The following is a 24,724-nucleotide window of genomic DNA, read 5'->3' as shown; positions in this document are numbered from 1 at the left end:
GCGATCTAATGGTCGACATCGCCGTCGCCTGAAAAATCGCTATCGCCAGCAAGCCGGCTCCTACAAGGGATCGCGTCTCCTTCCAGAAACAAGCAGACACAAAAAAGCCCGGAACATGTCCGGGCTTTTTTGTTCGTGCGGCGAAAAGCAGTGCTTATTTAGCACGGCCTTTGTAGGAACCGCCTTCACGGGTATCGATCTCGATCATGTCGCCGATTTCGATGAAGTCAGCTACCGACAGCTCGGTACCGTTCTTCAGTTTGGCAGGCTTCATCACCTTGCCGGAAGTGTCACCGCGAGCGGAACCTTCGGTGTAGTCGATCTGACGCACGATGGTGGTCGGCAGCTCTACGGATACCAGACGGCCTTCGAAGAACACGGCTTCGCAGATGTCGGTCATGCCTTCTTCCACGAATGGCAGAACAGCCTCGATGTCTTCGGCGTTCAGCTCGTACATGGTGTAGTCGGTGGTGTCCATGAACGTGTAGGAGTCACCGCTGATGTAGGACAGGCTCGCTTCCTTACGGTCAAGGATCACGTCGTCCAGTTTGTCGTCGGCGCTGTAGACGGTCTCGGTCTTGTAACCGGTCAGCAGGTTCTTCAGCTTGGTCTTCATGATCGCGCTGTTACGACCGGACTTGGTGAATTCAGTTTTCTGAACCAGCCAAGGATCGTTGTCGATACGAATCACCGTACCGGGTTTCAGTTCTTTACCAGTTTTCATTGCGAATATCCGAATTTGGATGGGACGTACATAAATCTAGGCCGCGTATCATATCCAATTTAGGTAAAGCTTCACCAGCGCCGTGGCAAGATCGGTCCGAGAAGCCTGTTCCAGAGACCAGCGCTCGGCGTGCTCGGCCAGTTCCCGCTCGTTTTCCAGCACCGCCTTCCAGCTCGGCGCCATGTCGCCCGCCCGGTTCCAGGCCCGCCACCAGCCCTCGAACGCCGCCTTGGCCGGCGCTGACAGGCCCTGGCTGTACAGCTCGAGGAAGGCCTCCAGCTTGTCCAGGTGAACATCATCCTCCTGGCGATAGATGTGCCAGAGCAGCGGCCGCCCGGCCCATTGCGCCCGGACGAACGAGTCTTCGCCACGCACCGCGTTGAAGTCGCAGCTCCACAGCAGACGGTCGTAATCTTCCTGGGGGACGAACGGTAGCACCTGCACTGTCAGGCTCCCTCGGACCTCACGGGCGCCCGCCGCCATATCCTTGGTCCCCAGCCAACGCTGCACATCCACCAGTATACGCCCTTCGGGCACCAGCAACTGCGTGGGCCGGGTATCGCTCGCCAGGGCATCGAGCCAACTGGCCAAGCCGTCGTTTTCGTAGGCGAACAGCGAAATGAGTCGTGCACCGTCCGTCGGATCGACGCCGAGGCCGCGCAGGAAATCGCCACGCGCCCGGGGATCCTGCACAAAGGCCCGGCGCTGCTCCAGCAGTCCGGCTTCACGCAGCAGGCCTCCGGTCCCCGGTTGGAAGCCCGGGAAAAAGAAGAATTTCTGCACCTGCCTGAATTTGACCGACGGTAGCCCGTGGCAACCGACGATCCAGTCCTCGGCGCTCAGGTAGTCGAGATTGAGCCATAACGGCTCCTTGTCCCGTCCCGCCATGGACTCCATGTAGTCATGGGGCAATGCGCAGGCAAAGGCCGCAATAACCACATCGGCGGCCTCCACAGGCGCCCAGGGCGTCGACCAGCGGCGCACCTCGACCCCACGCTGGCGCTGCCGGTCAAGCTCGGCATCGATCGCCGGGCACAGGTGCTCGAAGGCTCGCAGATCATCGACCCACAGGCGCACGGCATAGTCATGCTCGGCGGCCAACTGCCGGGCCAGGCGCCAGGTCACGCCGATATCGCCGAAGTTGTCCACAACCGTACAGAAAATATCCCAGGTGGCCTTCATTCCAGGCTCCGCTTGGCAAAAACGCCGATTGTCCGCATAAATCCGCGCGTGAAGAAGAGCCGATGTCGATTAATCTTCATGCGATAATTGCCCTTTGCTCCGAATCGCCCTGCCAGGAGGTCCCATGCCTTACCGCCGACAAGCGCGTCGCCCCCTCTATATCACCCTCAATCCACTGCAATTGACCGCCAGTATCGCCCTGGGTCTCTGGCTGGGGGTCATGGCCCTGGCGCTGACGGCCTGGGTGATTGCACGAATCTTTGTCCCGCAGCCCCTGGCACCGTTGGCCGAGGCCGCCCGCCAACTGGGCAAACCGCCCGCCGCCGCCATCACCACACCGCAACCCGGCGGCGATTCGACGCAGATGTTCGAGCAGTACAAACAGAACCTCTACAAAAACGAAGAACAGCAACGCCTGGAACAGGCCCGCAGCAGCTACCGCAACCTGTCCAACCCCAAGTGCCAGTTCTGGCTGCAGCAGGACCAGACCGCGCCCACCGACAAGAGCCGGGCCAACGTGCTGCAGTTCTGCAATTGAGCGGCTTCAACGTGATGGACAAGCACGCCGTGCACCAACGGCTCCTCGAACGGCTGGCAATCGATCTCGACGTATTGCAGCGCGCCGCACAAACCGCCTACGAAGCCGCGACCCACGAGGAAAACGTCGCCGAGAACAAGTACGACACCCTGGGTCTGGAGGCCTCGTACCTGGCCACCGGACAAGCCCGGCGCATGGAAGAAATACGCCAGGCCCTCAAGCGCTGCCAGGAACTGCCCCTGCGTCCTTACGATGAACACAGTGGCATCCAGTTGGGCGCCCTGCTGGCACTCGAAGCCGAGAATGGCAGCGAACAATGGCTGTTCCTGGCGCCCGATGCCGCCGGGCTCAAGGTCGAGGAGGCTGGCCAACTGATCACCGTCATCAGTCCGCGCTCGCCCCTGGGGGGCGCCCTACTGGGCAAGCAGGAGGGCGACGAGGTGGCGATCAAGGTCGGCGGCGTGGCCCAGTGCTACAGCATCATCCAGGTGACGTGAACCCTGCGCTTACTTGGCCGCCGCCATCAGGCGATTGACCTCACTGCGTACCATGCTGGTGTATTCCGGCGGCGACAGGGTGTCGAGTTCCGCGCGCACCCATTCGGCCCACTTGCCCTTGCGCTTGGCACGCTCGCCGAACAGGCGCGCAGCCTCGCCCTTGGCCTTGCCCAGGTTGCTCTGCCAGAGATCGAACAGTCGGGACTTCTCGTCTTCGATGGCGGCCCGCTCGGCCAGGGACTTGTTAGCCAGATTGAAGCTCATTGGAAAATCCTGCGGTGTAAATAGAGCCGTATCTTACACCGTCAACGGAAATATCCGGCCGAGGATTTTGGAGCGCCGTGGACCCCGACTGAAAAGTTCGAACGCTCCCTTGTCGCCACGACAAGGGACACCAGCGCCCCCGAAGCACTATCTACCACCCCACTGCCCCGCCACTCGATAGCGTTTCTGCCATCTCCCGCGAAGCCTGGCCTGCCAGTGCCCAGCGGTTCGTCAGTACGAACGAAGGCACAGAACATGTCCGACCATCCCGCTGTCCATTACCCGTCCCAGGCATCGGTCCCGGAACCTATCCAGGAACACGCCCTGAGCGATCGATGCCAGCCCACTAAAAACCACCTCGACAACCCCCTGAAGAACCTGCATGACGAACTGCTCAGATTGCCCACGCTCAGGTCCCTGATCAACCAACGGCTCGAGAGCACGCTGGGCAGGCGCTTCCCCCATGTCAGCCTGACGTCCCTGATGGTCATCAGTTATGAAAACCCGGCCTCGGACCCGAACACCGCCGTGCTCCCACTCCAGCAGGTCTCGACCCGACCGCTGAGCGAGACCTTGCTCGAGCACTACAAGCGGGGTGCCTGGCCCAAAGGGCAGACCCGTGAATTCGTCGCGCCCGGCTACACCTCCTCGGTGAGAGATACCGTCGTCTGGGATAATGCGCTTGCGGACCTCTCCGACCAGTTGGACCAACACCTGGAAAGCGTACTGCAAACCTTCTGGGAGGAGCCCCTCGACAACGGGCAACCACGCCGGGAGCTGTTCATCGATGCCATGGGTACACGCTTTCGAGCCGAGCTGCTGCAGCAGGAACAGGACTGGAGTGCGCTCAGTCCGGAGGACTTCTACCCGTTGTGCGGGTTGTATCCGCTGGATGCCTCAAGACTGCAGGATCTGACGCTCTACTCACTGAAGGTCCAGACGAGCGAGCGCTCGTCGCTGCTGGCCAACGCCTTTGTCGTGCGCAGCGACCGTCAGCAGCCCGCGGTTTTCTTCCTCTATGGCGCCGGTCGATTGCAGACGTTCGAAAGCGAGACGGCACTGCTGGCCTGGGTCAAGGGACGACTTGAGACCCCGAATCAGGCTGATGATTTGCAGCATGGCCTGTCACTGCGCGAACGCGCTGACCTGAAGCGCTCGGCGATCACCGGCGTCGCGCTGACACCGGGCAGCCCATCGGTGTTCAAGGAACAACTCCAGGCTATCGTCGCCAAACAACTGGATAACGTGAAGTACGTGCTCGCGCGCTATCGCACCAGCAACGGCGCGTTGGCGCTCTTCGCGGCTTTCGACAGCGCACTGGATGTTCGCGCATTGATCGACCCGCGCCTGGTTTCCCTCGCCCCCCTGGGTCGATGGAGCCACCGACTGGATCTCTCTCCCAGCGAGACATTCGTCGAACCGGGCCTGCGGCGAACACTGACGCCGACGCTCGCAACCGTCAGATACCAATTGAGAATGCTGAGCGAACTCAAGAGCAGCCTCGCCGCGGGACTGCAAAAACGCCCGCACCTCAAGGCTTTCATCCAAAGCGAGTTGTCCACGGAACTGGACCTTGCCCATGCAGGCAAGCTGTCGCCCGACAACCTCTACATCAATCACTACCCGTCGGCCCTTCCCTCGCTCGGCGATACGACGCAGGTGCCCAACCGTTCGCAGAGCCTCGTGGAGCACTTTCTGGAGCGCCTGACCCAGCACACCGGCGCGCTGGCACAGGCCCCGAACATCGGCCTGTTCAGCAAGGATGTCGAGGGTAACTGGTCACGGGACAGCAACCTGGATGTTGGGCAGCTCAACACCCTCGTCGACAAGGCCCTGGCGGATTTTCTCGGGCGCTACCTGCGCCAACAGCGCTCGGTGTATAGCGTACTGTCCGGGCCATTGAGCGAGGCCGTGAGCAACGGCTTGCGCCGCGAAGCACAGCTCAAGGTGCTATGGGGCGCCTTGAACGAAAGCGACCTGAAGCTGCTCGACAACATTCTCGACAGCCAGCACCGGGACCTGCGCCCCGGCTTGCACGGCTTCATTCCGGATGCCTTCGCGCTGACGTTGCGCACCGCCGCTTCGGCAACACCGATCAAGCTGCACAACTGCTTCCTGCTCACTGAGCGCGGTGGCCTGAACACCGAGCACTCCGGAACCGCGCTGCTGTGGACCCCGGTCCAGGGGGCGGAAACCTTCCACTCGTATCACGCCGCCGAAGTCGAACTGCAACGACGCCTGCATGACCCCGTGGAGCGCCTGTCCCTGCTGGAGAACATCGCCAGAAGCGAGCAACCGGCGAATGGGGCGCTCCCCCAGAGCCGCCCTCCCCATCAGCAGGGCTATCCGGCCCTGGGCTTTGAACTCATTGAAGAGGGTTTGTGCGGCAATCGACAACACTCGCTGGTCGACAAGGCGATGGGCGACCTGACTCACGCGGCGGCCTCATCCTACTCGGGTGACCACTTTCACCAGCATTTGCAGTCCTGTCTCGAGGCCCACTCGACGGTTCCCACGCTTGAAAAAGCCATCCACGCCGCCGAGAACGCCGCCCTGCACCTGGCACTGCCTCCCTGGTTGGCCGGCACCACCGACAGCCGCCAGTTCGCCCTGGCGACCCTGCTCGATCGCTATCGCCAGGACGCCGCGACAGCGGGTGATTATCACCAGGACATGCCCGATATCCGTGACAACGCCAGGACCAAGGTCACGAGCCTGCTTTCACGGGACTTCCCGGCGGCGCGCATCGACCCCGACAAGGTCACCGTCTCGCTGACGCTGCGCAATGCGGCCTCGGCCATCAAGGAATCGCTGACCGACTTCGCCCTGCGGCACTTCGACGACATCGACCAGAGCTCAATCGTCGTCCGTACGCTGGAGGGTCTGCTGCCCAGGGAACTGACGCCCCTGCGCCTCAAGACCCTGGTGAAAGAGGCCGCCGTTGGCAGCCACTACGGGAAAATACTCGAGTCCTATCTGTCGGCAAGCGGGATCACGCAACGCCGCCTCGCCTTTGGCAAGCACTTCTTCTGGCAAACCCTGCTGCACGCCTTCACCCAGGTGGTCCGCAACACCCTGTCCGCCACTGCCCACGCTTATATCAAGCACCTGCTGGCGATGCCGGACGGTCTCGCCAGGAAACCCCTGAACGGAAAGCCCATCCACCTTCGCCCTCTGGAACTGATCAGCGACGCCCAGGCCAAAGCCGACCCCGTGGCCGGTTTCTATCTGATCGGCCCCAGCCCCGGTGAACGCGGTCCGCAGATCCTGTTCACGCCACAGGGCCCGCAGCCGATTTTCCAGGAGTATACCGATGAGGCGGCCTTGCTGGCCGACCTCAAGGACTCGGACAGCCTGCAGCAACGGGTCCTCGACAGGCTGGCCCATGAGCGACGCGCTCATTACGCCCGACAGGTGTTCAGCGTGCAGCGCGCGGCCCTGGCAATCAGCGACAACCCGCTACGCGGCAATCTCTTCCAGAGGCTCTATCAGGACACCACTGCGCTGCTCAAGAACCTGCTCGGCCGACAGAGCGTGCAAACGCAAAGCCGGGGTTGGAGCAACGCCTTGTCCTGGCTCGAAGGTGGGCTTTACCAGGGCGCGACGTTCATGCTCGGTCGATTGCGCTTGCCCGCGCTCATCTGGCAGATCTTCCCTCAACTCAAGGATGCGGCGGAAAACGCCTGGCAGGGCCGCTGGGGCGACGCCATCGAGGAGTTCGTCATCGCCCTGGGTCAACTGGCGGTGGCGCGCCGGGGCTGGAGCCGGTCGGGCCTTGCCGGCCTCGCACAAACCGAAACCGAAGGCCTCATCGAGTCGCCCTTTCCCGAACCGGCCTGCGGCGACTGCCGCCTGACGCCCGGACAAAGAGCCACGATCCTCGGCCATGAAGCCCATGAGATTGCTTTGGAGGACATGACTCTGAACCTGGCCACCGGCCTGTACCAGGACCCGACGACCGGCAACACCTTCGCGGCGGTCGGCGGAAAAGTCTTCCAGGTACAGGAAGAGAATCGGCGCTGGCGCATCGTCAAGGACAACGCCCGGGGCCCCTGGCTGCAACAGAACCCGCATAAACAGTGGTCATTCAACCTGCAAGGACACTGCATCGAGGACCTGTCGCAATGAAATGGTTCAATTATTGCTCGAACCGCAAAGCCATCCGCGAGGAAATGCTCGTGCAGGCGGTCGGGATTGACAACATTCGCCGGCTTTATCCCAACCGGGCCCGCCTGATCCGCCATGGCCACGAACAAGCAGTGGCCTATTTGAATGCCGCCATGAGGAACATGGATCGACTTTTTTCCGACAGCCCCCTGGATCAAAAGCGCCGTCTCTTCGTGGAAGACTTCTTCGGTACGTCCCCGGTGAGTGAACGCACGATAAGGAAAATTCAGTTCCGCGCGCGCATGTTGCTGGAAAAACTGCTCAAGCCAGCGCTCAACCCGGAGACCTCGTTACGCTATGCCGTGGGTTCGGCCCTGCACCCGGAACACGGCATCCAGGCGTTCACCTTACCCAACGAGACAGCCAGGAGAATCTATTTGACCGAGCGCTTTTTCGATCCTGGCTTCCAGGTCTACCTCCCCCTGCGCCCAAAGACCTTCGACCTGCAGGGACACAACATGGCGGCGGTCCTGCTGCATGAAATCAGCCATCTGGCACTCAACACGCTCGACTACACCTATCTGGACTCGAGCCGGCCTTTCCTCGATCTGCTGGATACCAGCACTCTGGCGGGAAGGCTTCGCCACGACGCCCTGGAGCGCATCCAGAAGCACGCCTTCTCCAGTACCACCCCCGCCAACGAATTGTTCAGGGAGCTCGACGATCAAGACCTGTACTGGTATGACCTGGTGGGAGAACCCCGCCAGAGGGTGTTGCAACTCACCGGGGCGCGGAATCTGGATGACGCCCGCAGAGTCTTTTACTCGGATGAGAACAAAAGAGTCGACGTCATGCTGGACAACGCGGACTCCCTGACATTGTTGCTCGCCCACCTGGGCAGGCCGCCCGCGTACCAGCCCCTGCATGAGACCGGGATCAACCCTGCACCTGGGATAGCGCGCCTCCCAGGTCGCAATGTTCATTGACCGGCCAGTGCGCGCAACTGTTGCAGATCGCTCACCGCCAGGACGATCCCCTCGCGCAGTGACTCGGCCCGCTGACGGTGACGTCGGTCACCCGGCAATCGTTGCAGGCCAACCCCCTGCATCTGGCTGACCAGGGTCTGACTACGTTCGGCGAAGTCGCGCCCCGCTGACTTGGCGGGGTCGATGACAATGATCAGTTGCCCGGTCCAGGGGGTCTTGGCGCCCGGATGTTTCGACCAATCGAATTCGAAGGAAAAATTCCCGCCGGTCAGGGCCGCCGCCAGCAACTCGACCATCATCGACAACGCCGAGCCCTTGTGGCCGCCGAATGGCAGGAGCGCGCCGCCGTCGAGGATCGCCTTGGGATCGCAGGTCGGCCGGCCTTCGCGGTCCACTCCCACCCCGGGTGGCAGGCTGCGCCCCTCTCGGGCGGCAATCTGCACATCGCCATGGGCCATGGCGCTGGTGGCCAGGTCGAAGACGATCGGATCGCCGCCGGCCCGGGGCGCGGCGAAGGCGATCGGGTTGGTCCCGAACAGCGGCCGCTCGGCGCCATGGGGCACCACGCAGGTCATGCTGTTGACCACGCTCAGGGCCACCAGCCCCTGATAGGCGAAGGGCTCGACATCCGGCCAGAGCGCGGCGAAGTGATGGGAATTGCGGATCGCCAGCACCGCGATCCCGGCACTGCGGGCCTTTTCCAGCAACAACGCACGGGCGGCGGCAAGGGCCGGTTGGGCGAAGCCGTTGCCGGCATCGACCCGGACGAAGCCGGAAGCGACATCCTCGACCACGGGAATGGCCTTGCCATCCACCCAGCCGCTGGCCAGGGTGGAGACATACCCGGGAATCCGGAACACCCCGTGACTGTGGGCGCCGTCGCGCTCGGCGCTGGCGCAGTTCTCGGCCAGGACCCGGGCGACTTCCGCCGAGGTGCCATGGCGCAGGAAGACCTGGGCGAGCAATGCCACCAGATCGCTGTAGGAAATAGTTTGAGTAGCCGTCTCGCGGGGTGCAGACATCCGAAGCTCCAATTCCGATTTATTTATTATTGGATCGATGAGAGAAGAGCAGTGCCTGGGCAGGCGTCCAGACTATCCGGCGGCGGAGGACTCCTTGTCAAACCGGGCATCGAAGCGCCTGCCCAACTGTTGTTCGGCGAAACTGCCGACTTCGCACCGCGGACAAAACGCTCGGTGCTGCCGAAGGTTTCCAGGGGCATTACACAGGCTGTAATGATTACCGTCTACACAGTCAGTCATCCGATATCGATACTAGACTCCAGCAACCAAGGCGCCCCCTTCCCTATCCAGGCCTTGATCTGTGGAGAACGACATGAGCGAACACACCCTCAACGGCAAGGTAGCCCTGATCCAGGGCGGCTCACGCGGTATCGGCGCGGCCATCGTCACACGCCTGGCCGCCCAGGGCGCAACAGTGGCCTTCACCTACGTCAGTTCCGACGCCAAGGCCAAGGCCCTGCAGGACAGCGTGATCACCGGCGGCGGCAAGGCCCTGGCGATCAAGGCCGACAGCGCCGATGCCGCGGCCATTCGCCAGGCGGTCGACAGCACCGTCGAAGCCTTTGGCCGAATCGACATCCTGGTCAACAATGCCGGTGTGCTGGCCATGGGACCACTCGAAGACTTCAAGCTGGAAGACTTCGACCGGACCCTGGCAGTGAATGTCCGCAGCGTCTTCATCGCCACCCAGGAAGCCGCCCGGCACATGGGCGAAGGCGGCCGGATCATCAATATCGGCAGTACCAACGCCGAGCGCATGCCGTTCGCCGGTGGCGCCGCCTACGCCATGAGCAAGTCCGCGCTGGTGGGCCTGACCAAGGGCCTGGCGCGGGATCTCGGGCCACGGGGCATCACCGTCAACAACGTGCAGCCAGGTCCGGTGGACACCGACATGAACCCGGCCGACGGCGAGTTCGCCGAGAGCCTGCTCGGCCTCATGGCCAGCGGCCGTTATGGCCGGGTTGAAGAAATCGCCAGCTTCGTGGCGTATCTGGCGGGGCCGGAAGCCGGTTACATCACCGGGGCCAGCCTGACCATCGATGGCGGTTTCAGCGCGTAGGACGCGGTGGCAGCGCCAACGCCTGCTCCAGCAGCAATAGAAACGCTGCGGACGCAGGCGTCGGCGTATGCGACCACACTGCGTACAGATGGCGCGAAGGCGCGTCGGACACCGGCAGCGTCACCACCCCTTCGAAGCCCTCGGCGATCTTCTTCGGCACCAACCCCAGCGCCAGTCCCCGACGCACGAACTCCCCCACCAGCATCACATTGCCCGCCTCGAACTGCACCCGATGGCGCAAGCCGGCCGCGGCAAAGGCTTCATCGGTCTGCCGGCGCCCCGCCGTACCGGCCTGGAAATCCACCAGCGGCTGGTTCTCCAGCTCCGCCAACGGCAGGCGCTCGAAGCGGGCCAACGGATGCCCCGGCGGCAGCACCGCCACCAACTCTTCCTCGGCCAGCAGGCGAAACGCCAGGCCCTCGATCCGCTCCCCGGGCCACAAGCCGACGAACGCCAGGTCCAGCCGCCGTTCGCGCACATCGAGCATGAGCAACTCGCTCTTGCTCATGTTCAGGTGAATATCCACCTGTGGATAAAGACCGTGGAAGCGCGCGAGCAAACCCACCAGGTCGACTTCGGTCAGGGACGAGATCTTGCCGATGGACAGGCTGCCGCGCACCTCCCCGGACACCGCCGCCACTTCGGCAACAATTCGCCGGGTCGCTTCCAGCGCCGGACGGGCGCTGCGCACAAAGGCCTCGCCGGCCGCGGTCAGGCGCACCTTGCGCGAACTGCGCTCGAACAGTGCCGCGCCGAGATGTTCCTCCAGGCGGGCGATCTGGTGACTGAGGGCCGACTGCACCACATGGCAGCGCTCGGCCGCGCGGGTGAAGCTGCCCTCATCCGCCACCGCCAGGGCGTACTCGATCTGTTTGAGGTTCATCGCTCGTATCTCGTTTCAAGATGAATAGGATGAAAACAATGCATTGGCGTCATGTTAAGACATTCCAGATACTCTGCGCACCGACTCCCGATAACGAGACAGCCAATGTCCGACGCCAACGCCGCACACAAACCTTTGAGCCCTGCCCTGATCCTGCTGATGGCGATCGCCACCGGCCTGGCGGTGGCCAGCAACTATTACGCCCAACCGCTGCTGCACACCATCGCCCAGCACCTGGGCCTGAACACCGGTACCGCCGGCACCATCGTCATCACCGCCCAGTTGAGCTACGGCGCCGGACTGTTGCTGCTGGTGCCGTTGGGGGACCTGTTCGAACAACGCCGGCTGATTTTCATCATGACCCTGCTCAGCGCCCTGGGCCTGCTGATCAGCGCGTTCTCGCCGAGCCTGCCGTGGCTGCTGTTCGGCACCGCGCTGGCCGGCCTGTTCTCGGTGGTGGCCCAGGTGCTGGTGCCCATGGCCGCCAGCCTGACCGCGCCGGAACAGCGCGGACGGGTGGTCGGCACCTTGATGAGCGGCTTGTTGCTGGGCATTCTCCTGGCGCGTACGGCGGCGGGCCTGCTGTCCGATGTAGGCGACTGGCGCAGCATCTACCTGCTGGCCGCCGGCCTGATGTTCCTCTGTGCCTTCGCCCTGCTGCGCGCCCTGCCGGAACACCACCAGCCTGCCGGGCTGAGTTACCCGGCCCTGCTCGGTTCGGTGTTCCGCCTGTTCGTCGAGGAGCCGGTGCTGCGACTGCGGGCGGCCCTGGGCCTGCTGACCTTCTGCCTGTTCGCGTTGTTCTGGACACCCCTGGCCTTCCTGCTGGCGAGCCCGCCCTATGGCTATTCGGATGGGGTCATTGGCCTGTTCGGCCTGGCCGGCGCCGTCGGTGCGATGGCGGCGAACCTGGGCGGACGCATGGCAGACCGCGGCAAGGGCGCGTTCGCCACCACCCTGGGCCTGCTGGCCTTGCTGTTGTCGTGGTTGCCCCTGGGATTTGCCGGGCATTCGCTGGTGGCGCTGCTGATCGGCGTGCTGGTGCTGGACTTTGCCGTGCAGTTGATTCACGTCAGCAACCAGAACGCCGTGTTCAAGGTCCGGCCACAGGCGCGCAACCGTCTGAACGCCGGGTATATCACCTGCTATTTCATCGGCGGCGCGCTGGGTTCGCTGCTGGGCGCCCAGTTGTACGGGCCTTATGGCTGGAACGGCATCGTCATCGCCGGGGTCGTGATTTCGACCCTGGCGCTGGGGATCTGGGCGGTGGTACAGCGCCGGATCGGATTATCGGCGCCGACTGCCGGTAGGAGCGAGCTTGCTCGCAATGGGCGTCAACGATAACGCCAGGCCTCTGAAACACCGCGATCAAACACCCTCCCAGTCAATCGCCGGCAACCCCACCGGCGCCAATGGGAAATGCTTGAGCGACTGCACGATCCGATCCGCATGCGGGTATTTCTCCGCCGCCATCGCCGGATCGGGTACCGCCACCGCATACATCCCCGCCGCCTTGGCCGCCGTCACGCCGAACGGCGAGTCCTCGAACACCAGGCAATCCTCGGCCGCCACCCCCAGGCGCTTGGCCGCCAGGAGGAAAATATCCGGTGCCGGCTTGGCTTCGCCCACCTCCGGATCATCGGCCGTGACAATGGTATCGAACAGGGCAAACCACTCGCGGTGCAGGGTGGTCTTCAACTCGAAGGCGCTGCGCGAAGAACTGGTGCCCACCGCAATCGGAATCCCGTGGGCCGACAGATGCCGTACCAGGGCCTCGGCGCCGGACATGGAACCGGCCTTGGGAAAACGCTCGCGCATCAGCGGCTCGCGCACCGCCAGGAATTCCTCCGGGCTCAACGGCAACGCCATGGCCTCGACCACGTAGCGGGCCAGATCGCCGGCGCCACGGCCAATGATGTTCTGCTTGTGATCCCAGCCGAAGGTCCGCCCGTAGCGACCGACGATGATCTGCGTCACTTCGGAGTAGATGCCCTCGGTGTCGAGCAGCAAACCGTCCATATCGAAAATCACGGCCTTGACCGGGCCCGGGTTGGAGAGTGCTGCGGTCATCGCATCCGATCCGTATACAGGGTTGAAAGCGTGCTAGCGTCGCAGAGCCGGGCGATTCTTTCCATCCGAGAATGAAGTCGCTAGCATGGCCGCAGTATTTTCCAGGCCCGCGGGCCCGCCGACGGCTTGCCGTCCGGCCATCCAACAGAGACGCCAGCATGATCGCCAAAGAATCCCGAAACGAGGTCGCCCTCGGCAAGTTCCTCGACGCCCATCCCCACCTGCGTGAAGAAACCCGCGAGCTGAGCCCGAAGGAACAGCAGCAACAGTTCCAGTGGGCCTTCGAGGACGAAGCCGAAAACCTCGGGATCGAACCCTGGGAGCTGACCCTGCAACTGGTGGCCGAAACCCCCGAGGAACTCAAGGCGATGCGCCTGGAAGTCCACCGTGAAGTGGCCGAGGCCCTGGGCATGGATTGGGACGAGTACTGCTCGTTCAACGAAATTACCGAAGACTGAACCGCTTCCGGGGCGCTCGCACCTGCGCGGCCCCGTCAACTCGCAGGCAAAAAAAAGCCCGCGGGAGGGCGGGCAAGGGAAGCTTTTGAACGAGCGCATACACTATAGACGTCGCGTGACGAGCGCTTCATGAAAGATTCTTCATGTTTGACAGACGTCACCGGCCCGTCCGGAACCGAACGAAACGCGATGCCCGGCCCATCATTCATGCGATCGCCAACAGCATGGGAAATCCTCTCCAGTTGCTGCACTACCGGGTTTGAGACAGACTGAGCCACCAATGGCTGATCCTCCTCTCGGGAAGGCAAACGTGGCATACAAGTTTTCGCTCACTTCCCGAATGACGCTGTTGATTTTCATCATGTGTGCGGTGCTCGTCGGCTCCGACATCTGGCGCAGTTTTACCGCCCGTACGGTGCAACTGAACGAGGTGACAACCGCCACCGCGAATCTTGCCCGCGCAATGTCGCAACACGCCGACGACACGATCAAGGAAGCCGACCTTGTACTGAGCGGGATCGTCGAACGCGTCGAACGCGACGGTACCGCCCCGCCTGCACTGGAGCGCTTGCACCAGCTCTTCGTCGCGCGGCGCCTCGAGCTCGCGCAACTGGATGGCCTCTTCTTGCTCGACCGCGATGGCGTGATGCTCACCAGTTCATTACCTGGGCCTTTGCGCAGCTATAACAACTCCGATCGTGAATATTTCATCTTTCATCGAGATCACCCCGATCGAAGCGTGCGTGTATGGACGCCGCTGCGCAGTCGCTCCACTGGAAACTGGGTGATTCCGGTGTCGCGGCGCATTGACAATCCAGACGGCAGCTTTGCCGGTATCGCCTCTGCCACTATCGATATCGATTTTTTCTCGCAGTTTTACAATCGCCTGGAGATCGGCCAAAAAGGCGCCGTAGCCTTGGCTTTTGACTCAGGCGTCATGGCCGTCCGACGCCCATTCGAAGAACGCACCATCGGCATAGACATCACCGGTACCCGGCTTTTCCAGGAGCACGGCTTGCAGCCGGCGGGCGGTACTTTTTCCACGGCCTCGTCCCAGGACGGCGTGGTTCGCCTGAACAGTTTCCGCAGCCTGCATGACTACCCGCTGTTCGTCGCGGCAGCGCTCTCGACGGATGAAAGCCTGGCCTCCTGGTGGTCGGATACGCTGTGGCATGCCGCCGGTGTTGGCTTGCTGGTGTGCGTGCTGGTGGTTTTCGGCCTGCGCCTGATTCGCCAGGTGGCCCTGCAAAGCGCAACGGAAAAAGAGCTTGCCGCGAGCCTGGAAACCACGCGGGCGATCCTGGAGGAGCAGAAGAAACAGCGCAGCGATCTCGCTGCGACCCGTGACCATCTCCTGCTGGCTGCCGATATCGCCGAGCTTGGCATCTGGTCGTGGAGCCTTTGCGACGGGAAGTTGCATTGGAATGATCGCATGTTCGAGATCTATGACTACTCACCGGAGTTGCTCGATAATGACCTGAACTTCGAGCATTGGCGCTCGCGGATGCATGCGGACGATATCGATTGCGTCATGACGGCGCTCAACGCCGTGATCGATGATCGCGAAAAGCGCCTGCCCTCCTACCGGGTCGTGCTTCCCGACGGGCGCATCCGCCACATCGAAACGCGAGTCCGGGTCGAACGTGATGCAAGCGGCAATCCGGTCCTCATGACGGGCATCAATCATGACGTGACGGCCCAGCATGAGATGGAAGTGAGCCTGCGCCATGCCAAGGAGCAGGCCGACGCGGCGAATGCGGCCAAGTCAGCCTTTCTGGCGAACATGAGCCATGAAATCCGCACGCCCATGAACGCAGTACTCGGCATGCTGCATCTGGTGCAGTTCACGCCGCTGAATTTGCGTCAGCGCGACTACGTGAGCAAGGCCCAGACAGCCGCCCAATCGCTGCTGGGCCTGCTCAATGACATTCTCGACTATTCGAAGATCGAGGCCGGCAAGCTCCAGCTGGATCGCCATCCGTTCGACTTCGAACCCTTGATGCAGGAGCTCGGCGTAGTATTGGCCGGCAATCAGGGCAAGAAGGATATCGAAGTGCTGTTCGATCTCGATCCCGCCCTTCCCAGTGGGCTGATTGGCGACAGACTGCGCTTGCAGCAGGTATTGATCAATCTCGCCGGCAACGCCCTGAAATTCACCTTGAAAGGGCAGGTCATCGTCGGTCTTGAACTCCTGGAACGTACCGACGCCAAGGTTCACGTGCGGGTTGCCGTCACGGACAGTGGCATCGGGATCAGCGCCGAGCACGCAGAGCATATCTTCGAAGGCTTCAATCAGGCCGAAGCCTCGACCTCACGTCGCTTCGGCGGCTCGGGTCTGGGCCTGGTCATCTGCAAGCGCCTGGTCAGCCTGATGGGCGGCGATCTGCAGCTGCAGAGTCGTCCGGGCGTGGGCAGCCGTTTCTGGTTCGATGTCTGGCTGGATGTGGACACGCGTGCCACGACAAGGAACCCGACTCTCCACGCTGATCAGGCGATGCGTCTGCTGGTGGTCGACGACAACCCGATTGCCGCCGAATTGCTGATGCGAACGGTGGCGGCACTGGGCTGGCAGGCCGACTTTGTATCCTCCGGCCTCGACGCCGTGAGCAGGATAAGCGAAGCCGTCCATGCGGGAGAGCGCTATGACGTGGTCCTGATGGATTGGCGAATGCCGGACTTGAACGGCATGAACGCGGCCAAGTTGATTCGCGACATGAAAGGACGGATACCGCCCCCCGTCGTCATCATGATCACGGCCTACGGGCGCGAAATATTGGCCGAGAGTCATGATCAGGGCGATGCGCCCTTCGCCGAGTTCATTACCAAACCCGTTACGCCCAGACAACTGAGCGAGGTCATTTTACGTGCGCTGCAAGGCCCTCCCCTTGCGCCCGAGGTTCCGCCGCTCGAGCACAAGCCCTCGGGGCGCCTCAAGGGTCTCAGCTTGCTGGTGGTCGAAGACAACGCCTTGAACCGCCAGGTCATCGAGGAACTGCTGAGATCGGAGGGGGCCTCGGTTCAACTGGCCGAAGGCGGTTTCGAGGGTGTCAAATGCGTGACCACGGGGAGCAAGTCCTTCGATGCCGTGCTGATGGATGTCCAGATGCCTGACATCGATGGCTACGAAGCGACACGGAGAATTCGCGCCAACACGCGCTTTACCACGCTGCCCATCATTGCGATTACCGCCAATGCATCCGAGGCCGATAGGCAGGCCTGTCTGCATGCAGGGATGAACGCACATGTAGGCAAGCCGATCGACCTCGAGTATCTGGTTTCGGTGCTGCGGGCACAAATCGACGGACAAGCCTCCCCGGTCCTGATCACCAGTCATCCAGTCCATGCACAAGACGGGCTCATTGAAACGCGCGCGGCGATGGTCGAGCGGCTGGACGGAAATCTGGGTGTGATACGCAGTGCGCTGAAGATCTTTGCTGCCGATACGGAGAAACAACTCGACAGTCTGGCCGAGCAAATAGCCAAGAAAAACGTTGCGGGCGCCGCCAGTGTGTTGCATACCATCAAGGGCAGTGCCGCCACCCTGGGTGCCCTAGCGCTTTCAAGAAGAGCCGGCCAGCTTGAACAGGCGCTGAAGGGTGGCGACGCGTCGACCCCGGCAACTTCTCTGTCCAGCGGATGCACATCTGAGTTGCGACACTTGCTGCAGGTCAGCATCGAGCAATTGACGAGTGCGTTCGCTGAGCCCGCGGGTCCCGTTGCGCCCACTGTAGACGCTTTGCCCCTGGCCGAATGGCAACACCATTTGAACGAAGTATTGATGCTGCTGAACGCTTCGAACCTGCAAGCCATTGCGGCAGCAGAAGCATTGTTTGCCCAAACCCCTGAGGAACGACGTGTTCGATTCAATCCGTTCCTCAACCAGGTCAGGGCATTGGATTTTACGGCCGCAGCACTGAGTGCGCGCGATATGCTGGAGCAACCCTAGCCGTGGAGCAAATTCTCGAAGATTGGTTACTTCACACCAACCGACGCCCCAAGATTCTGATTGCGGACGACCAGCCGACGAATATCCGGGTGCTGTACGAACTGTTTTCCGAACAGTGCGACGTGTTCATGGCAACCAACGGCACGCAGACGCTCAAGATTTGCCAGGACGAATTGCCGGACCTGGTTCTGCTCGACGTCGTGATGGACGATATCGATGGCCATGAAGTGTGCCGCCGACTCAAGGCCGATCCCTTGACGAGCACAATACCGATCATCTTCATTACCGCGCAAAGCCAGGTCGCGGATGAAGTCATTGCGCTGGGGCTCGGGGCGGTCGACTTCATCATAAAACCCATTAACGCCATTATCGTGCGCGCCCGGGTCCAAACGCACCTGACCTTGAAGTTGCAGGGCGATCTGTTGCGGGCCAATGCCTTTCTGGATGGTTTGACCGGCGTGGGCAATCGCCGCCGGTTCGACGAGGACTTGCTCAGCAGTTGGCGTCAATGCCTGCGCGACAAGATGCCCATGTCGCTCATTTTGCTGGATATCGACTACTTCAAGCGTTACAACGACCGTTATGGCCACCAGAGTGGCGACAGTTGCCTGAAGCGTGTCGCCAAAGCACTTTCCGAGTCGCTCAGACGGCCCTATGACAAGGTGGCGAGGTATGGCGGCGAGGAGTTCGCCTGCATCTTGCCGAAAACCGAACGGGAAGGCGCGGTCGGGATGGCCGAGGCCATGCTGGGGCGTATTCGGGCCTTGGGTATCGAACATCTCGGATCGGACGTTGATCGCGTGGTCACCACCTCCCTGGGTGTCGCGACCCTGCTACCCACTCTCGGTAACAGCCCTGAAGCCCTGCTGGCGGCGGCGGACAGGCAACTCTATGAAGCCAAGCGTGCCGGGCGGGCGCAGGTTTGTGCCGCCAGAGAAGAGTGATGGCCAATCGGCGATCCGGCGCCGAATAGTCCTTCGGCAACCCTATTTCAGAAAAAAATGCCCCGACAAGTCGGGGCATTTGTTTTTTTGCATGGCGCTTTGCCTTGATTGAACTACCTTCTAACACAGAGCGAGCCATAGCGGCTTAAGTTATCCACCTGTTGCTCCGCGATTAAATAGCGGATCCGTCAGACATACGTCTGACACTTGATTGTGCGCGGTACCAAGGAATTTTGCTGGAACCATTAGTGGTGAGTGTGGAGGGCCGGCCAGGAACAACCCGGTTAGCCCACAGACAGCCTGTTCGGCGAGGATGCACTTATATGAACGATCGTACCGTACCCGCTCTCAAAACCGTTATTCATGGCCTGCTGTGGATGGGTCTTGGCATGGAGGCGGCTCAGGCCGCGCCGGCCGATTGCTCGCAATTGGCCAGTTTGCCCAGCGTATTCGAGGTCGGCCAGGGGCTGCAGGATGAACTGCGCATGCCCGTTCCGATTACAAAACTGGCCGTGGGCGACCCGAAAGTCGCCGACGTGCAAACCAGCAGCAGCAGCGCCTTCATCCTCACCGGTATCGCTCCAGGGGCCACCAGCCTGATGGTCTGGACCGGCTGTTCGCCGTTGCCGCGCCAAAGCATGGTGTTCGTCAAGGGCAAGGCCACCGCAGCGCTGACCAGCGTGTCGACAGGGCCTTCCGAAGACCCGCTGCTGCCAAGCCAGGTGCAGACCGATATTCGCTTCGTCGAAGTCAGCCGCACCAAATTGAAAGAGGCCAGTACGTCGATCTTCGGCAAAAGCGGCAACTTTCTGTTCGGCTCGCCGGGCACGGTGCCCGGGGTAACGGTGACCCCCAGCCGCATTGGTAGTCTGGCGCCCAACATCCCGCTCAATAACGGCCAGTTCAATATCGGCTTTGGCGGCGGTAATGTGCTGGGCTTGATCAATGCCCTGGAAGGCAGTGGCTTTGCCTACACCTTGGCACGGCCGAGCCTGGTGGCCCTCAGCGGCCAGAGCGCAAGCTTCCTGGCCGGTGGTGAAGTGCCGATTCCGGTGCCCAGTTCCGGCAGCAACAACATCTCCATCGAGTACAGGGAGTTCGGTGTCCGCCTGACCCTGACCCCGACCATCGTCGAGAAAAATCGCATAGCCCTGAAGGTGGCGCCGGAGGTCAGTGAACTGGACTTCACCAACGCCATCAGCATCGCCGGCACCGTGGTCCCGGCATTTACCGTGCGCCGTACCGATACCAGCATTTCCCTGGCCGATGGCGAAAGCTTCGTCATCAGTGGTCTGATCAGCAGCAGCCACAGCGCCCAGGTGAACAAGTTTCCGGGGTTGGGCGATATCCCGATTCTCGGCGCGTTCTTCCGCAACAACACCCTCAACCGTGAAGAGCGCGAACTGCTGATGATCGTCACACCGCATCTGGTCCAGCCACTGGCGGCCAACGCACAACTGCCGTCATTGCCTGGCGAACAACTGCGCAATTACGACCCGAACTTCTACCGCATGTACTTCCTCGATAGCGGCGACTTCGACAGTCGCATGGGACTCTCGCAATAAGTCCAAGCCGGACCCCAGGGGGCACTCAATGAAAGCGGTGATAGCAATAGCGGCGACAATGATGCTCGCAGGTTGTGCCAGCAATGGCCTGTCTTCGCGACCGAGTAGCTGCGCAAGTCCCAGTTCGGATCAGCAACTGAGCCTGAACCTGGCCGACGACATGATCAACGATGGTCGTTTGTATGCCAGCCTGGCGAATCTGGAAGGGTTGCCTGGCGACCTGGTCCAGGTTCGCCTGCGCAAGGCGCGAATACTGCGCCTGCTGGGGCGTAACGACGCCGAACCCTTGTATCAGGGCCTGCTCGGCACGTGTCTGGCCGCGGAAGGCGAACAGGGCCTGGGCCAGTTGGCCGCGGCCAGGAATGACAATGCCGCAGCCCTGGATCACCTTGAACGTGCCGTGAGGATGGCCCCCACAGACGAAAAAATCCGCAATGACCTGGGGGTCGTCTACCTCAACCTGCGGCGGCCCGATGACGCACGCTTCCAGTTTCTGACCGCCATGGAGCTCAAGCAGTCGGACTCACTGGCGGCACTCAATATGGTGACGCTGCTGATCTATCAGGATAACTGGAAGCAGGCTGCGCAACTGGCGAGCCGCGCCAACTTGAGCCCCAAGCAGGTCGCCGACGCGCGGGCTCGCGCAGAAAGACTCAAGGCCCCAGCCAAAAAAATCGTGGCTTCCGAAGGGGGACGCTCGACAGAGGTCGTCGAGGTCTCACCCAACGCGGTCAAGTAGCAAAGACGAGGAATCGAGATGAATACCAAGAGGCTGTTGATAGTGTCCATGGCTTGCCTGTCCACGACCGCCTGGGCTATTGAACCGGGCCCCGCTTCGGTGCAGCAACAAGGCACCGAACAGTGGCTGCAACTGCAGATCCGTGGCGTGGTCGCCTCCCCTAAACTGCAAACCGTTTCAGCCACCGAACGTGACCTGGCGATGCAGCGCTGGCTGAACAGCTTCACCTATCCCATTCCCGAACGTTACGAGCAAAAGGTATCGGGAAGCATGAACGGCAAATGAGCCAGCCCAAGGGGCTGGCTCGCGCTGGCCTCATGGCGTGCCGAAGGCTTGGAACACCCCAATCATGGCCGGGCCGATGGCGATCAGAAAGAAGCTCGGCCACAGGCAGAAAATCAGTGGAAATATCAGCTTGGTACCGATCTTCGCGCCCATTTCCTCGGCTGCCTGGGTACGCCGATCCCGGAACTCATCGGCATAGATACGCAGGGTCTCGGCCACGCTGGTGCCGAAACGGATGCTCTGCGCCAACAGACTGACCAACCCTTGCACGTCGTCCAGTCCGGTGCGCACGGCCAGTTGCTTCAATGCCTCGGTGCTGGTGATGCCGGCACGGATTTGCGCGTTGACCAATGCCAGCTCCTCGGCCAACTCGACCTGGCTGACCGCCATCTCTTCGGCCACCCGTTCAATGGTCGTCGGCAAGGCCAGCCCCGACTCCACGCAGACCACCATCAGATCCAGCGCATCCGGAAAGGCCGCGCGCAGCCGACGTTGCCGCAGTTGCTTGCACTTGCTGACATACATCCCTGGCGCCAACCAGGCGATACCCGCCACCAGGATCAGCAACAGCAGGCCCGCTATCAGGGAAAGTCCGTGAATCAGGGGGAACACCAGCAGTCCAAGGCCGAGCATCATCAGCGGAAACAGCAAGCGTATCGCCCAATACACCTGCACCGCCGAAGGCGAGCGATACCCCGCATGCATCAACAGGAGCTGGGTGGCGGACGCCTGCTCGGTGTCGGACGAGCCAAAATGCTGGCCTACCCGCTCCAGCAACAGTTGCAGGTTACCCGGCGCCTCCGGCCCCGCCGCGCTGCCGAAACTCCCTCGCTTGATCAGCGCGAGGCGACGCTGCATAGGATCCTGAAGACCCAGCAACAGCATGATGATGGTGACCACCGCAAGCACCGTACTCAAACCGATCGCACCGACGAACAGCAGGCGTGCCAGCGCCTCATTACCCGTCAACCGACTGAACAACCCGAGCAAATAGTCCATGACCTGCACCTCTACGTGGCGAAAACCGCTTAAACCTGAATTCGAATGATTTTGCGTATCCAGAAAATCCCGACCAACATGGCGCAGAAAGCCCCGATGATCAGCTGATGGCCGATCGGATCATTGATCAGTACCGGCAGGTAGCTGGGGGTCGTGACCAGGATCACCGCCGCCAGCACGAAAGGAATGGAAATCAGCACCCAGGCCGACATGCGTCCTTCGGCCGACAAGGTCTTGATCTTGCGTTGAAAGCGGAAGCGCCCCCGGATCAGCCGACTCAAACGCTCCAGCACCTCCGTCAGATTGCCGCCGGTCTCGCGATGGATGAGGATCGAGGTCACCAGCATCATCACCGTCATGCTCGGCATCCGTTCCAGCAGGCCGAGCATGGCCCGGCGTACATCGTTGCCATAGTTGATATCGGCGAAAGTCAGGCCAAACTCATGCGCCACCGGCCCCTTCTGCTCCTCGGCGACCAGACGCAAGGTGTCGTTGAACGGATGTCCGGCGCGCAGCGCCCGGCACATGGCATCCAACGCATCCGGCAAGCCCATTTCGAACGCGGCAAAACGCTTGTTACGGTCTCTGAAGATGATCAGCAGCGGCAACCAGGCCACCACGAAAGCCACCGCCAGCGCGCCCCACCAGGGTGCCGCGAACATCAAGACCAGGGCTCCCGCCCCCACGCCCATGGCGATTCCGAGCACCAACACCCGATAGGCCCGGTATTCATGCCCGGACTGCTCGATCAGTTGGGTCAGATCCGCCATGAACGGCAGTTGTTCGAGCGCAGCCTCCAGTGGCGACAGCCGTGTCAGGTATTTCTGCCGCAGCACGGTCTGCATGTTCGGCAGGTTGTTGGCTTTCTCCAGCACGTTCAGGCGGCCGCGAATGCGCTTGCGCATCTTGCTCGCCTCACCGAACACCGGCACCACCACGCTCTGGGCCAGGAGGAAGACGGCGGTAAACACCATGCCGAGAAAGATCAGAATGAATTCACCGGATATATGGTTCATGACTGCCGTCCCTCCATCCACTCAGGCCTGAACAATGCGAGCGGCAACTCGATGCCACGCTTGGCCAGCACATCGCGAAAGGCCGGAATCATGCCACTGGGCCGATAGTCGCCTTGTACTTCGCCATGCTCGCCGACGCCACTGCGGGCAAACGAGAAAATTTCGGTCATGGTGATGATCTCGCCCTCCATGCCGTTGATCTCCTGCACACTGACCAGCCGCCGCTTGCCATCCTCCTGACGCTCCAGCTGAATCACCACATCAATGGCCGAAGCGATCTGCTGACGCATGGCCTTGATCGGGAACGTGGCACCGGTCATCGACACCATGTTCTCGATGCGCCCCAACGCATCGCGCGCAGTATTGGCGTGGATCGTGGTCAAGGAGCCGTCATGGCCGGTGTTCATGGCCGTCAGCATGTCCAACGCCTCGGCACCACGCACCTCGCCGATGACAATGCGGTCCGGGCGCATCCGCAGACTGTTGCGCACCAATTCGCGCTGGCTCACCTCGCCGCGCCCCTCGATATTCGAGGGACGGGTTTCCAAACGCACCACGTGCGGCTGCTGCAGTTGCAGTTCGGCCGAGTCCTCGATGGTGACGATCCGCTCATTCAGCGGAATGTAGCTGGACAGCACATTGAGCATGGTGGTCTTGCCGCTGCCGGTGCCGCCGGAGATCAGGACATTCAAACGCCCACGGACAATCGCCTTGAGCAACAGGGCAATGGCCGGGGTCAAGGTCCCCACCTGGATCAGGCTGTCGGTGTTGAGCAGGTCCACGGCAAAGCGGCGGATCGACATGCTGGGTCCGTCGATGGCCAGCGGTGGAATGATCGCGTTGACCCGCGAGCCATCCTTGAGCCGGGCGTCCACCAATGGCGAGGACTCATCGATGCGCCGCCCCAGGCTGGAAACGATGCGGTCGATGATGTTCAGCAGATGCTGATCGTCGCGAAAACGCACATCGGTCCTCTGCAACTTGCCGAAACGCTCGACATAGACCGAGGCATGGCCGTTGACCAGGATATCGGACACGCTGTGATCGGCCAGTAACGGCTCCAGCGGGCCAAGGCCAAGCACCTCGTCGGTGATCTGCTTGATGATCAACTGACGGCTGATCGAGCTCACCGGCGCCGAATGCTCATCCAGCAGGCGCTGACAGATATCGCGGATCTGCCGCGCGGCTTCGGCCTGTTCGAGCGAGTCGAGCAAGGACAGGTCCATGACCTTGAGCAATTGCTGATAGATCTTTTCCCGCCATTCGGCCTCCACCGCGCTGACCTGGCTCTTGGTTTCGTAGGGAATGTCCGGTGCCGCACGCTCCCACGCCATCAACTCCGCGGCGGGATCCTGCGGGTCGTCACCCTGCTGGGCCGCCAGGGATACGACGGGTTTGCCGGACTGTTTGCGCAAGCGGTTACGAAAGTCACTGATCAT

Annotated in this window: 21 protein-coding genes; 12 read left to right on the top strand and 9 right to left on the bottom strand. The window is 61.8% G+C overall.

Going from position 1 to position 24,724, the window contains the following annotated elements:
* Positions 1 to 154 precede the first annotated feature (154 nt).
* A complete protein-coding gene (gene efp, locus UCMB321_RS09405) occupies positions 155 to 724 on the bottom strand; it encodes an elongation factor P (protein WP_040065720.1) in 570 nt (189 codons plus the stop codon).
* Positions 725 to 772: 48 nt separating this feature from the next.
* A complete protein-coding gene (earP, locus tag UCMB321_RS09400; protein ID WP_040065719.1) occupies positions 773 to 1,906 on the bottom strand; it encodes an elongation factor P maturation arginine rhamnosyltransferase EarP in 1,134 nt (377 codons plus the stop codon).
* Between the two features lie 124 nt (positions 1,907 to 2,030).
* On the opposite strand from earP, the gene UCMB321_RS09395 reads away from it, so the two are divergent.
* Complete coding sequence (locus UCMB321_RS09395; RefSeq protein ID WP_040065716.1) at positions 2,031 to 2,444, top strand: hypothetical protein; 414 nt, start codon at positions 2,031 to 2,033, stop codon at positions 2,442 to 2,444.
* A 14-nt stretch (positions 2,445 to 2,458) separates the two neighbouring features.
* Positions 2,459 to 2,941: a GreA/GreB family elongation factor gene (locus tag UCMB321_RS09390; protein WP_040065847.1), complete on the top strand. Its 483-nt coding sequence runs from the start codon at positions 2,459 to 2,461 to the stop codon at positions 2,939 to 2,941.
* Between the two features lie 9 nt (positions 2,942 to 2,950).
* On the opposite strand, the gene UCMB321_RS09385 is transcribed toward UCMB321_RS09390, so the two are convergent.
* The gene (locus UCMB321_RS09385; RefSeq protein WP_017125856.1) at positions 2,951 to 3,205 is read right to left on the bottom strand and encodes a hypothetical protein; all 255 of its coding nucleotides are present in this window, start codon (positions 3,203 to 3,205) and stop codon (positions 2,951 to 2,953) included.
* Positions 3,206 to 3,460: 255 nt separating this feature from the next.
* Here UCMB321_RS09385 and UCMB321_RS09380 point away from each other — a divergent pair, with 255 nt between their 5' ends.
* Together UCMB321_RS09380 and UCMB321_RS09375 are read left to right on the top strand one after the other, a co-directional pair.
* Positions 3,461 to 7,333, top strand: a complete 3,873-nt coding sequence (locus tag UCMB321_RS09380; protein ID WP_040065707.1) for a dermonecrotic toxin domain-containing protein — start codon at positions 3,461 to 3,463, stop codon at positions 7,331 to 7,333.
* The gene (locus UCMB321_RS09375; protein WP_040065705.1) at positions 7,330 to 8,298 is read left to right on the top strand and encodes a M35 family metalloendopeptidase; all 969 of its coding nucleotides are present in this window, start codon (positions 7,330 to 7,332) and stop codon (positions 8,296 to 8,298) included. Before UCMB321_RS09380 ends, UCMB321_RS09375 begins: the two co-directional genes overlap by 4 nt.
* Here UCMB321_RS09375 and UCMB321_RS09370 read toward each other — a convergent pair.
* The gene (locus UCMB321_RS09370) at positions 8,292 to 9,320 is read right to left on the bottom strand and encodes an Ldh family oxidoreductase (RefSeq protein WP_040065703.1); all 1,029 of its coding nucleotides are present in this window, start codon (positions 9,318 to 9,320) and stop codon (positions 8,292 to 8,294) included. The two genes, UCMB321_RS09375 and UCMB321_RS09370, sit on opposite strands and share 7 nt — an antisense overlap.
* Positions 9,321 to 9,633: 313 nt before the next feature.
* Between UCMB321_RS09370 and UCMB321_RS09365 the strand changes: the two genes are divergently transcribed.
* Positions 9,634 to 10,380, top strand: coding sequence for a 3-oxoacyl-ACP reductase family protein (locus tag UCMB321_RS09365; protein WP_040065700.1), 747 nt, complete (start codon positions 9,634 to 9,636; stop codon positions 10,378 to 10,380).
* On the opposite strand, the gene UCMB321_RS09360 is transcribed toward UCMB321_RS09365, so the two are convergent.
* Positions 10,370 to 11,263 (bottom strand): LysR family transcriptional regulator, encoded by an 894-nt coding sequence (locus tag UCMB321_RS09360; RefSeq protein WP_040065698.1) that lies wholly within the window; start codon positions 11,261 to 11,263, stop codon positions 10,370 to 10,372. The genes UCMB321_RS09365 and UCMB321_RS09360 overlap by 11 nt on opposite strands.
* Positions 11,264 to 11,368: 105 nt before the next feature.
* Here UCMB321_RS09360 and UCMB321_RS09355 point away from each other — a divergent pair, with 105 nt between their 5' ends.
* Positions 11,369 to 12,607: an MFS transporter gene (locus tag UCMB321_RS09355; RefSeq protein ID WP_052451110.1), complete on the top strand. Its 1,239-nt coding sequence runs from the start codon at positions 11,369 to 11,371 to the stop codon at positions 12,605 to 12,607.
* 24 nt (positions 12,608 to 12,631) lie between these two features.
* Here UCMB321_RS09355 and UCMB321_RS09350 read toward each other — a convergent pair whose 3' ends face one another.
* Entirely contained in the window at positions 12,632 to 13,333 is a 702-nt protein-coding gene (locus UCMB321_RS09350) for an HAD-IA family hydrolase (RefSeq protein WP_040065696.1), read from the bottom strand.
* A 158-nt stretch (positions 13,334 to 13,491) separates the two neighbouring features.
* Here UCMB321_RS09350 and UCMB321_RS09345 point away from each other — a divergent pair, with 158 nt between their 5' ends.
* The 6 genes from UCMB321_RS09345 to UCMB321_RS09320 all read left to right on the top strand — a co-directional run bounded on the left by UCMB321_RS09345 (position 13,492) and on the right by UCMB321_RS09320 (position 21,270).
* Positions 13,492 to 13,791 carry a DUF6388 family protein gene (locus UCMB321_RS09345; RefSeq protein WP_040065694.1) on the top strand — a complete coding sequence of 100 codons (300 nt, stop codon included), beginning with the start codon at positions 13,492 to 13,494 and terminating at the stop codon, positions 13,789 to 13,791.
* Positions 13,792 to 14,101: 310 nt separating this feature from the next.
* A complete protein-coding gene (locus UCMB321_RS09340; RefSeq protein ID WP_209437148.1) occupies positions 14,102 to 17,737 on the top strand; it encodes a response regulator in 3,636 nt (1,211 codons plus the stop codon).
* A 2-nt stretch (positions 17,738 to 17,739) separates the two neighbouring features.
* On the top strand, positions 17,740 to 18,681 hold the full coding sequence (locus UCMB321_RS09335) for a diguanylate cyclase domain-containing protein (protein WP_084614859.1): 942 nt from the start codon (positions 17,740 to 17,742) through the stop codon (positions 18,679 to 18,681).
* Between the two features lie 323 nt (positions 18,682 to 19,004).
* Positions 19,005 to 20,246, top strand: coding sequence for a type II and III secretion system protein family protein (locus UCMB321_RS09330; protein ID WP_040065689.1), 1,242 nt, complete (start codon positions 19,005 to 19,007; stop codon positions 20,244 to 20,246).
* Between the two features lie 28 nt (positions 20,247 to 20,274).
* A complete protein-coding gene (locus UCMB321_RS09325; RefSeq protein WP_040065687.1) occupies positions 20,275 to 20,985 on the top strand; it encodes a tetratricopeptide repeat protein in 711 nt (236 codons plus the stop codon).
* An 18-nt stretch (positions 20,986 to 21,003) separates the two neighbouring features.
* Complete coding sequence (locus UCMB321_RS09320) at positions 21,004 to 21,270, top strand: DUF3613 domain-containing protein (RefSeq protein ID WP_040065685.1); 267 nt, start codon at positions 21,004 to 21,006, stop codon at positions 21,268 to 21,270.
* Positions 21,271 to 21,300: 30 nt separating this feature from the next.
* Here the strand turns inward: UCMB321_RS09320 and UCMB321_RS09315 are convergent, their stop codons facing one another.
* The 3 genes from UCMB321_RS09315 to UCMB321_RS09305 are packed head-to-tail and all read right to left on the bottom strand — an operon-like array spanning position 21,301 to position 24,724.
* On the bottom strand, positions 21,301 to 22,269 hold the full coding sequence (locus UCMB321_RS09315) for a type II secretion system F family protein (RefSeq protein ID WP_040065683.1): 969 nt from the start codon (positions 22,267 to 22,269) through the stop codon (positions 21,301 to 21,303).
* 29 nt (positions 22,270 to 22,298) lie between these two features.
* Positions 22,299 to 23,285, bottom strand: coding sequence for a type II secretion system F family protein (locus UCMB321_RS09310; RefSeq protein ID WP_040065680.1), 987 nt, complete (start codon positions 23,283 to 23,285; stop codon positions 22,299 to 22,301).
* On the bottom strand, positions 23,282 to 24,724 hold the full coding sequence (locus UCMB321_RS09305) for a TadA family conjugal transfer-associated ATPase (protein WP_040065677.1): 1,443 nt from the start codon (positions 24,722 to 24,724) through the stop codon (positions 23,282 to 23,284). The genes UCMB321_RS09310 and UCMB321_RS09305 overlap by 4 nt, the downstream gene beginning before the upstream one ends.

This window comes from Pseudomonas batumici (assembly GCF_000820515.1).
GTDB lineage: Bacteria > Pseudomonadota > Gammaproteobacteria > Pseudomonadales > Pseudomonadaceae > Aquipseudomonas > Aquipseudomonas batumici.
The sequence above is the reverse complement of the archived record's forward strand: the minus strand, read 5'-3'. Positions and strand labels throughout refer to the sequence as shown.

Excerpts from the sequence above, each read along its gene's own strand:
- efp (WP_040065720.1), bottom strand. The coding sequence starts at position 724 with ATGAAAACTGGTAAAGAACTGAAACCCGGTACGGTGATTCGTATCGAC.
- earP (WP_040065719.1), bottom strand. The coding sequence starts at position 1,906 with ATGAAGGCCACCTGGGATATTTTCTGTACGGTTGTGGACAACTTCGGC.
- UCMB321_RS09395 (WP_040065716.1), top strand. The coding sequence starts at position 2,031 with ATGCCTTACCGCCGACAAGCGCGTCGCCCCCTCTATATCACCCTCAAT.
- UCMB321_RS09390 (WP_040065847.1), top strand. The coding sequence starts at position 2,459 with ATGGACAAGCACGCCGTGCACCAACGGCTCCTCGAACGGCTGGCAATC.
- UCMB321_RS09385 (WP_017125856.1), bottom strand. The coding sequence starts at position 3,205 with ATGAGCTTCAATCTGGCTAACAAGTCCCTGGCCGAGCGGGCCGCCATC.
- UCMB321_RS09380 (WP_040065707.1), top strand. The coding sequence starts at position 3,461 with ATGTCCGACCATCCCGCTGTCCATTACCCGTCCCAGGCATCGGTCCCG.
- UCMB321_RS09375 (WP_040065705.1), top strand. The coding sequence starts at position 7,330 with ATGAAATGGTTCAATTATTGCTCGAACCGCAAAGCCATCCGCGAGGAA.
- UCMB321_RS09370 (WP_040065703.1), bottom strand. The coding sequence starts at position 9,320 with ATGTCTGCACCCCGCGAGACGGCTACTCAAACTATTTCCTACAGCGAT.
- UCMB321_RS09365 (WP_040065700.1), top strand. The coding sequence starts at position 9,634 with ATGAGCGAACACACCCTCAACGGCAAGGTAGCCCTGATCCAGGGCGGC.
- UCMB321_RS09360 (WP_040065698.1), bottom strand. The coding sequence starts at position 11,263 with ATGAACCTCAAACAGATCGAGTACGCCCTGGCGGTGGCGGATGAGGGC.
- UCMB321_RS09355 (WP_052451110.1), top strand. The coding sequence starts at position 11,369 with ATGTCCGACGCCAACGCCGCACACAAACCTTTGAGCCCTGCCCTGATC.
- UCMB321_RS09350 (WP_040065696.1), bottom strand. The coding sequence starts at position 13,333 with ATGACCGCAGCACTCTCCAACCCGGGCCCGGTCAAGGCCGTGATTTTC.
- UCMB321_RS09345 (WP_040065694.1), top strand. The coding sequence starts at position 13,492 with ATGATCGCCAAAGAATCCCGAAACGAGGTCGCCCTCGGCAAGTTCCTC.
- UCMB321_RS09330 (WP_040065689.1), top strand. The coding sequence starts at position 19,005 with ATGAACGATCGTACCGTACCCGCTCTCAAAACCGTTATTCATGGCCTG.
- UCMB321_RS09325 (WP_040065687.1), top strand. The coding sequence starts at position 20,275 with ATGAAAGCGGTGATAGCAATAGCGGCGACAATGATGCTCGCAGGTTGT.
- UCMB321_RS09320 (WP_040065685.1), top strand. The coding sequence starts at position 21,004 with ATGAATACCAAGAGGCTGTTGATAGTGTCCATGGCTTGCCTGTCCACG.
- UCMB321_RS09315 (WP_040065683.1), bottom strand. The coding sequence starts at position 22,269 with ATGGACTATTTGCTCGGGTTGTTCAGTCGGTTGACGGGTAATGAGGCG.
- UCMB321_RS09310 (WP_040065680.1), bottom strand. The coding sequence starts at position 23,285 with ATGAACCATATATCCGGTGAATTCATTCTGATCTTTCTCGGCATGGTG.
- UCMB321_RS09305 (WP_040065677.1), bottom strand. The coding sequence starts at position 24,724 with ATGATCAGTGACTTTCGTAACCGCTTGCGCAAACAGTCCGGCAAACCC.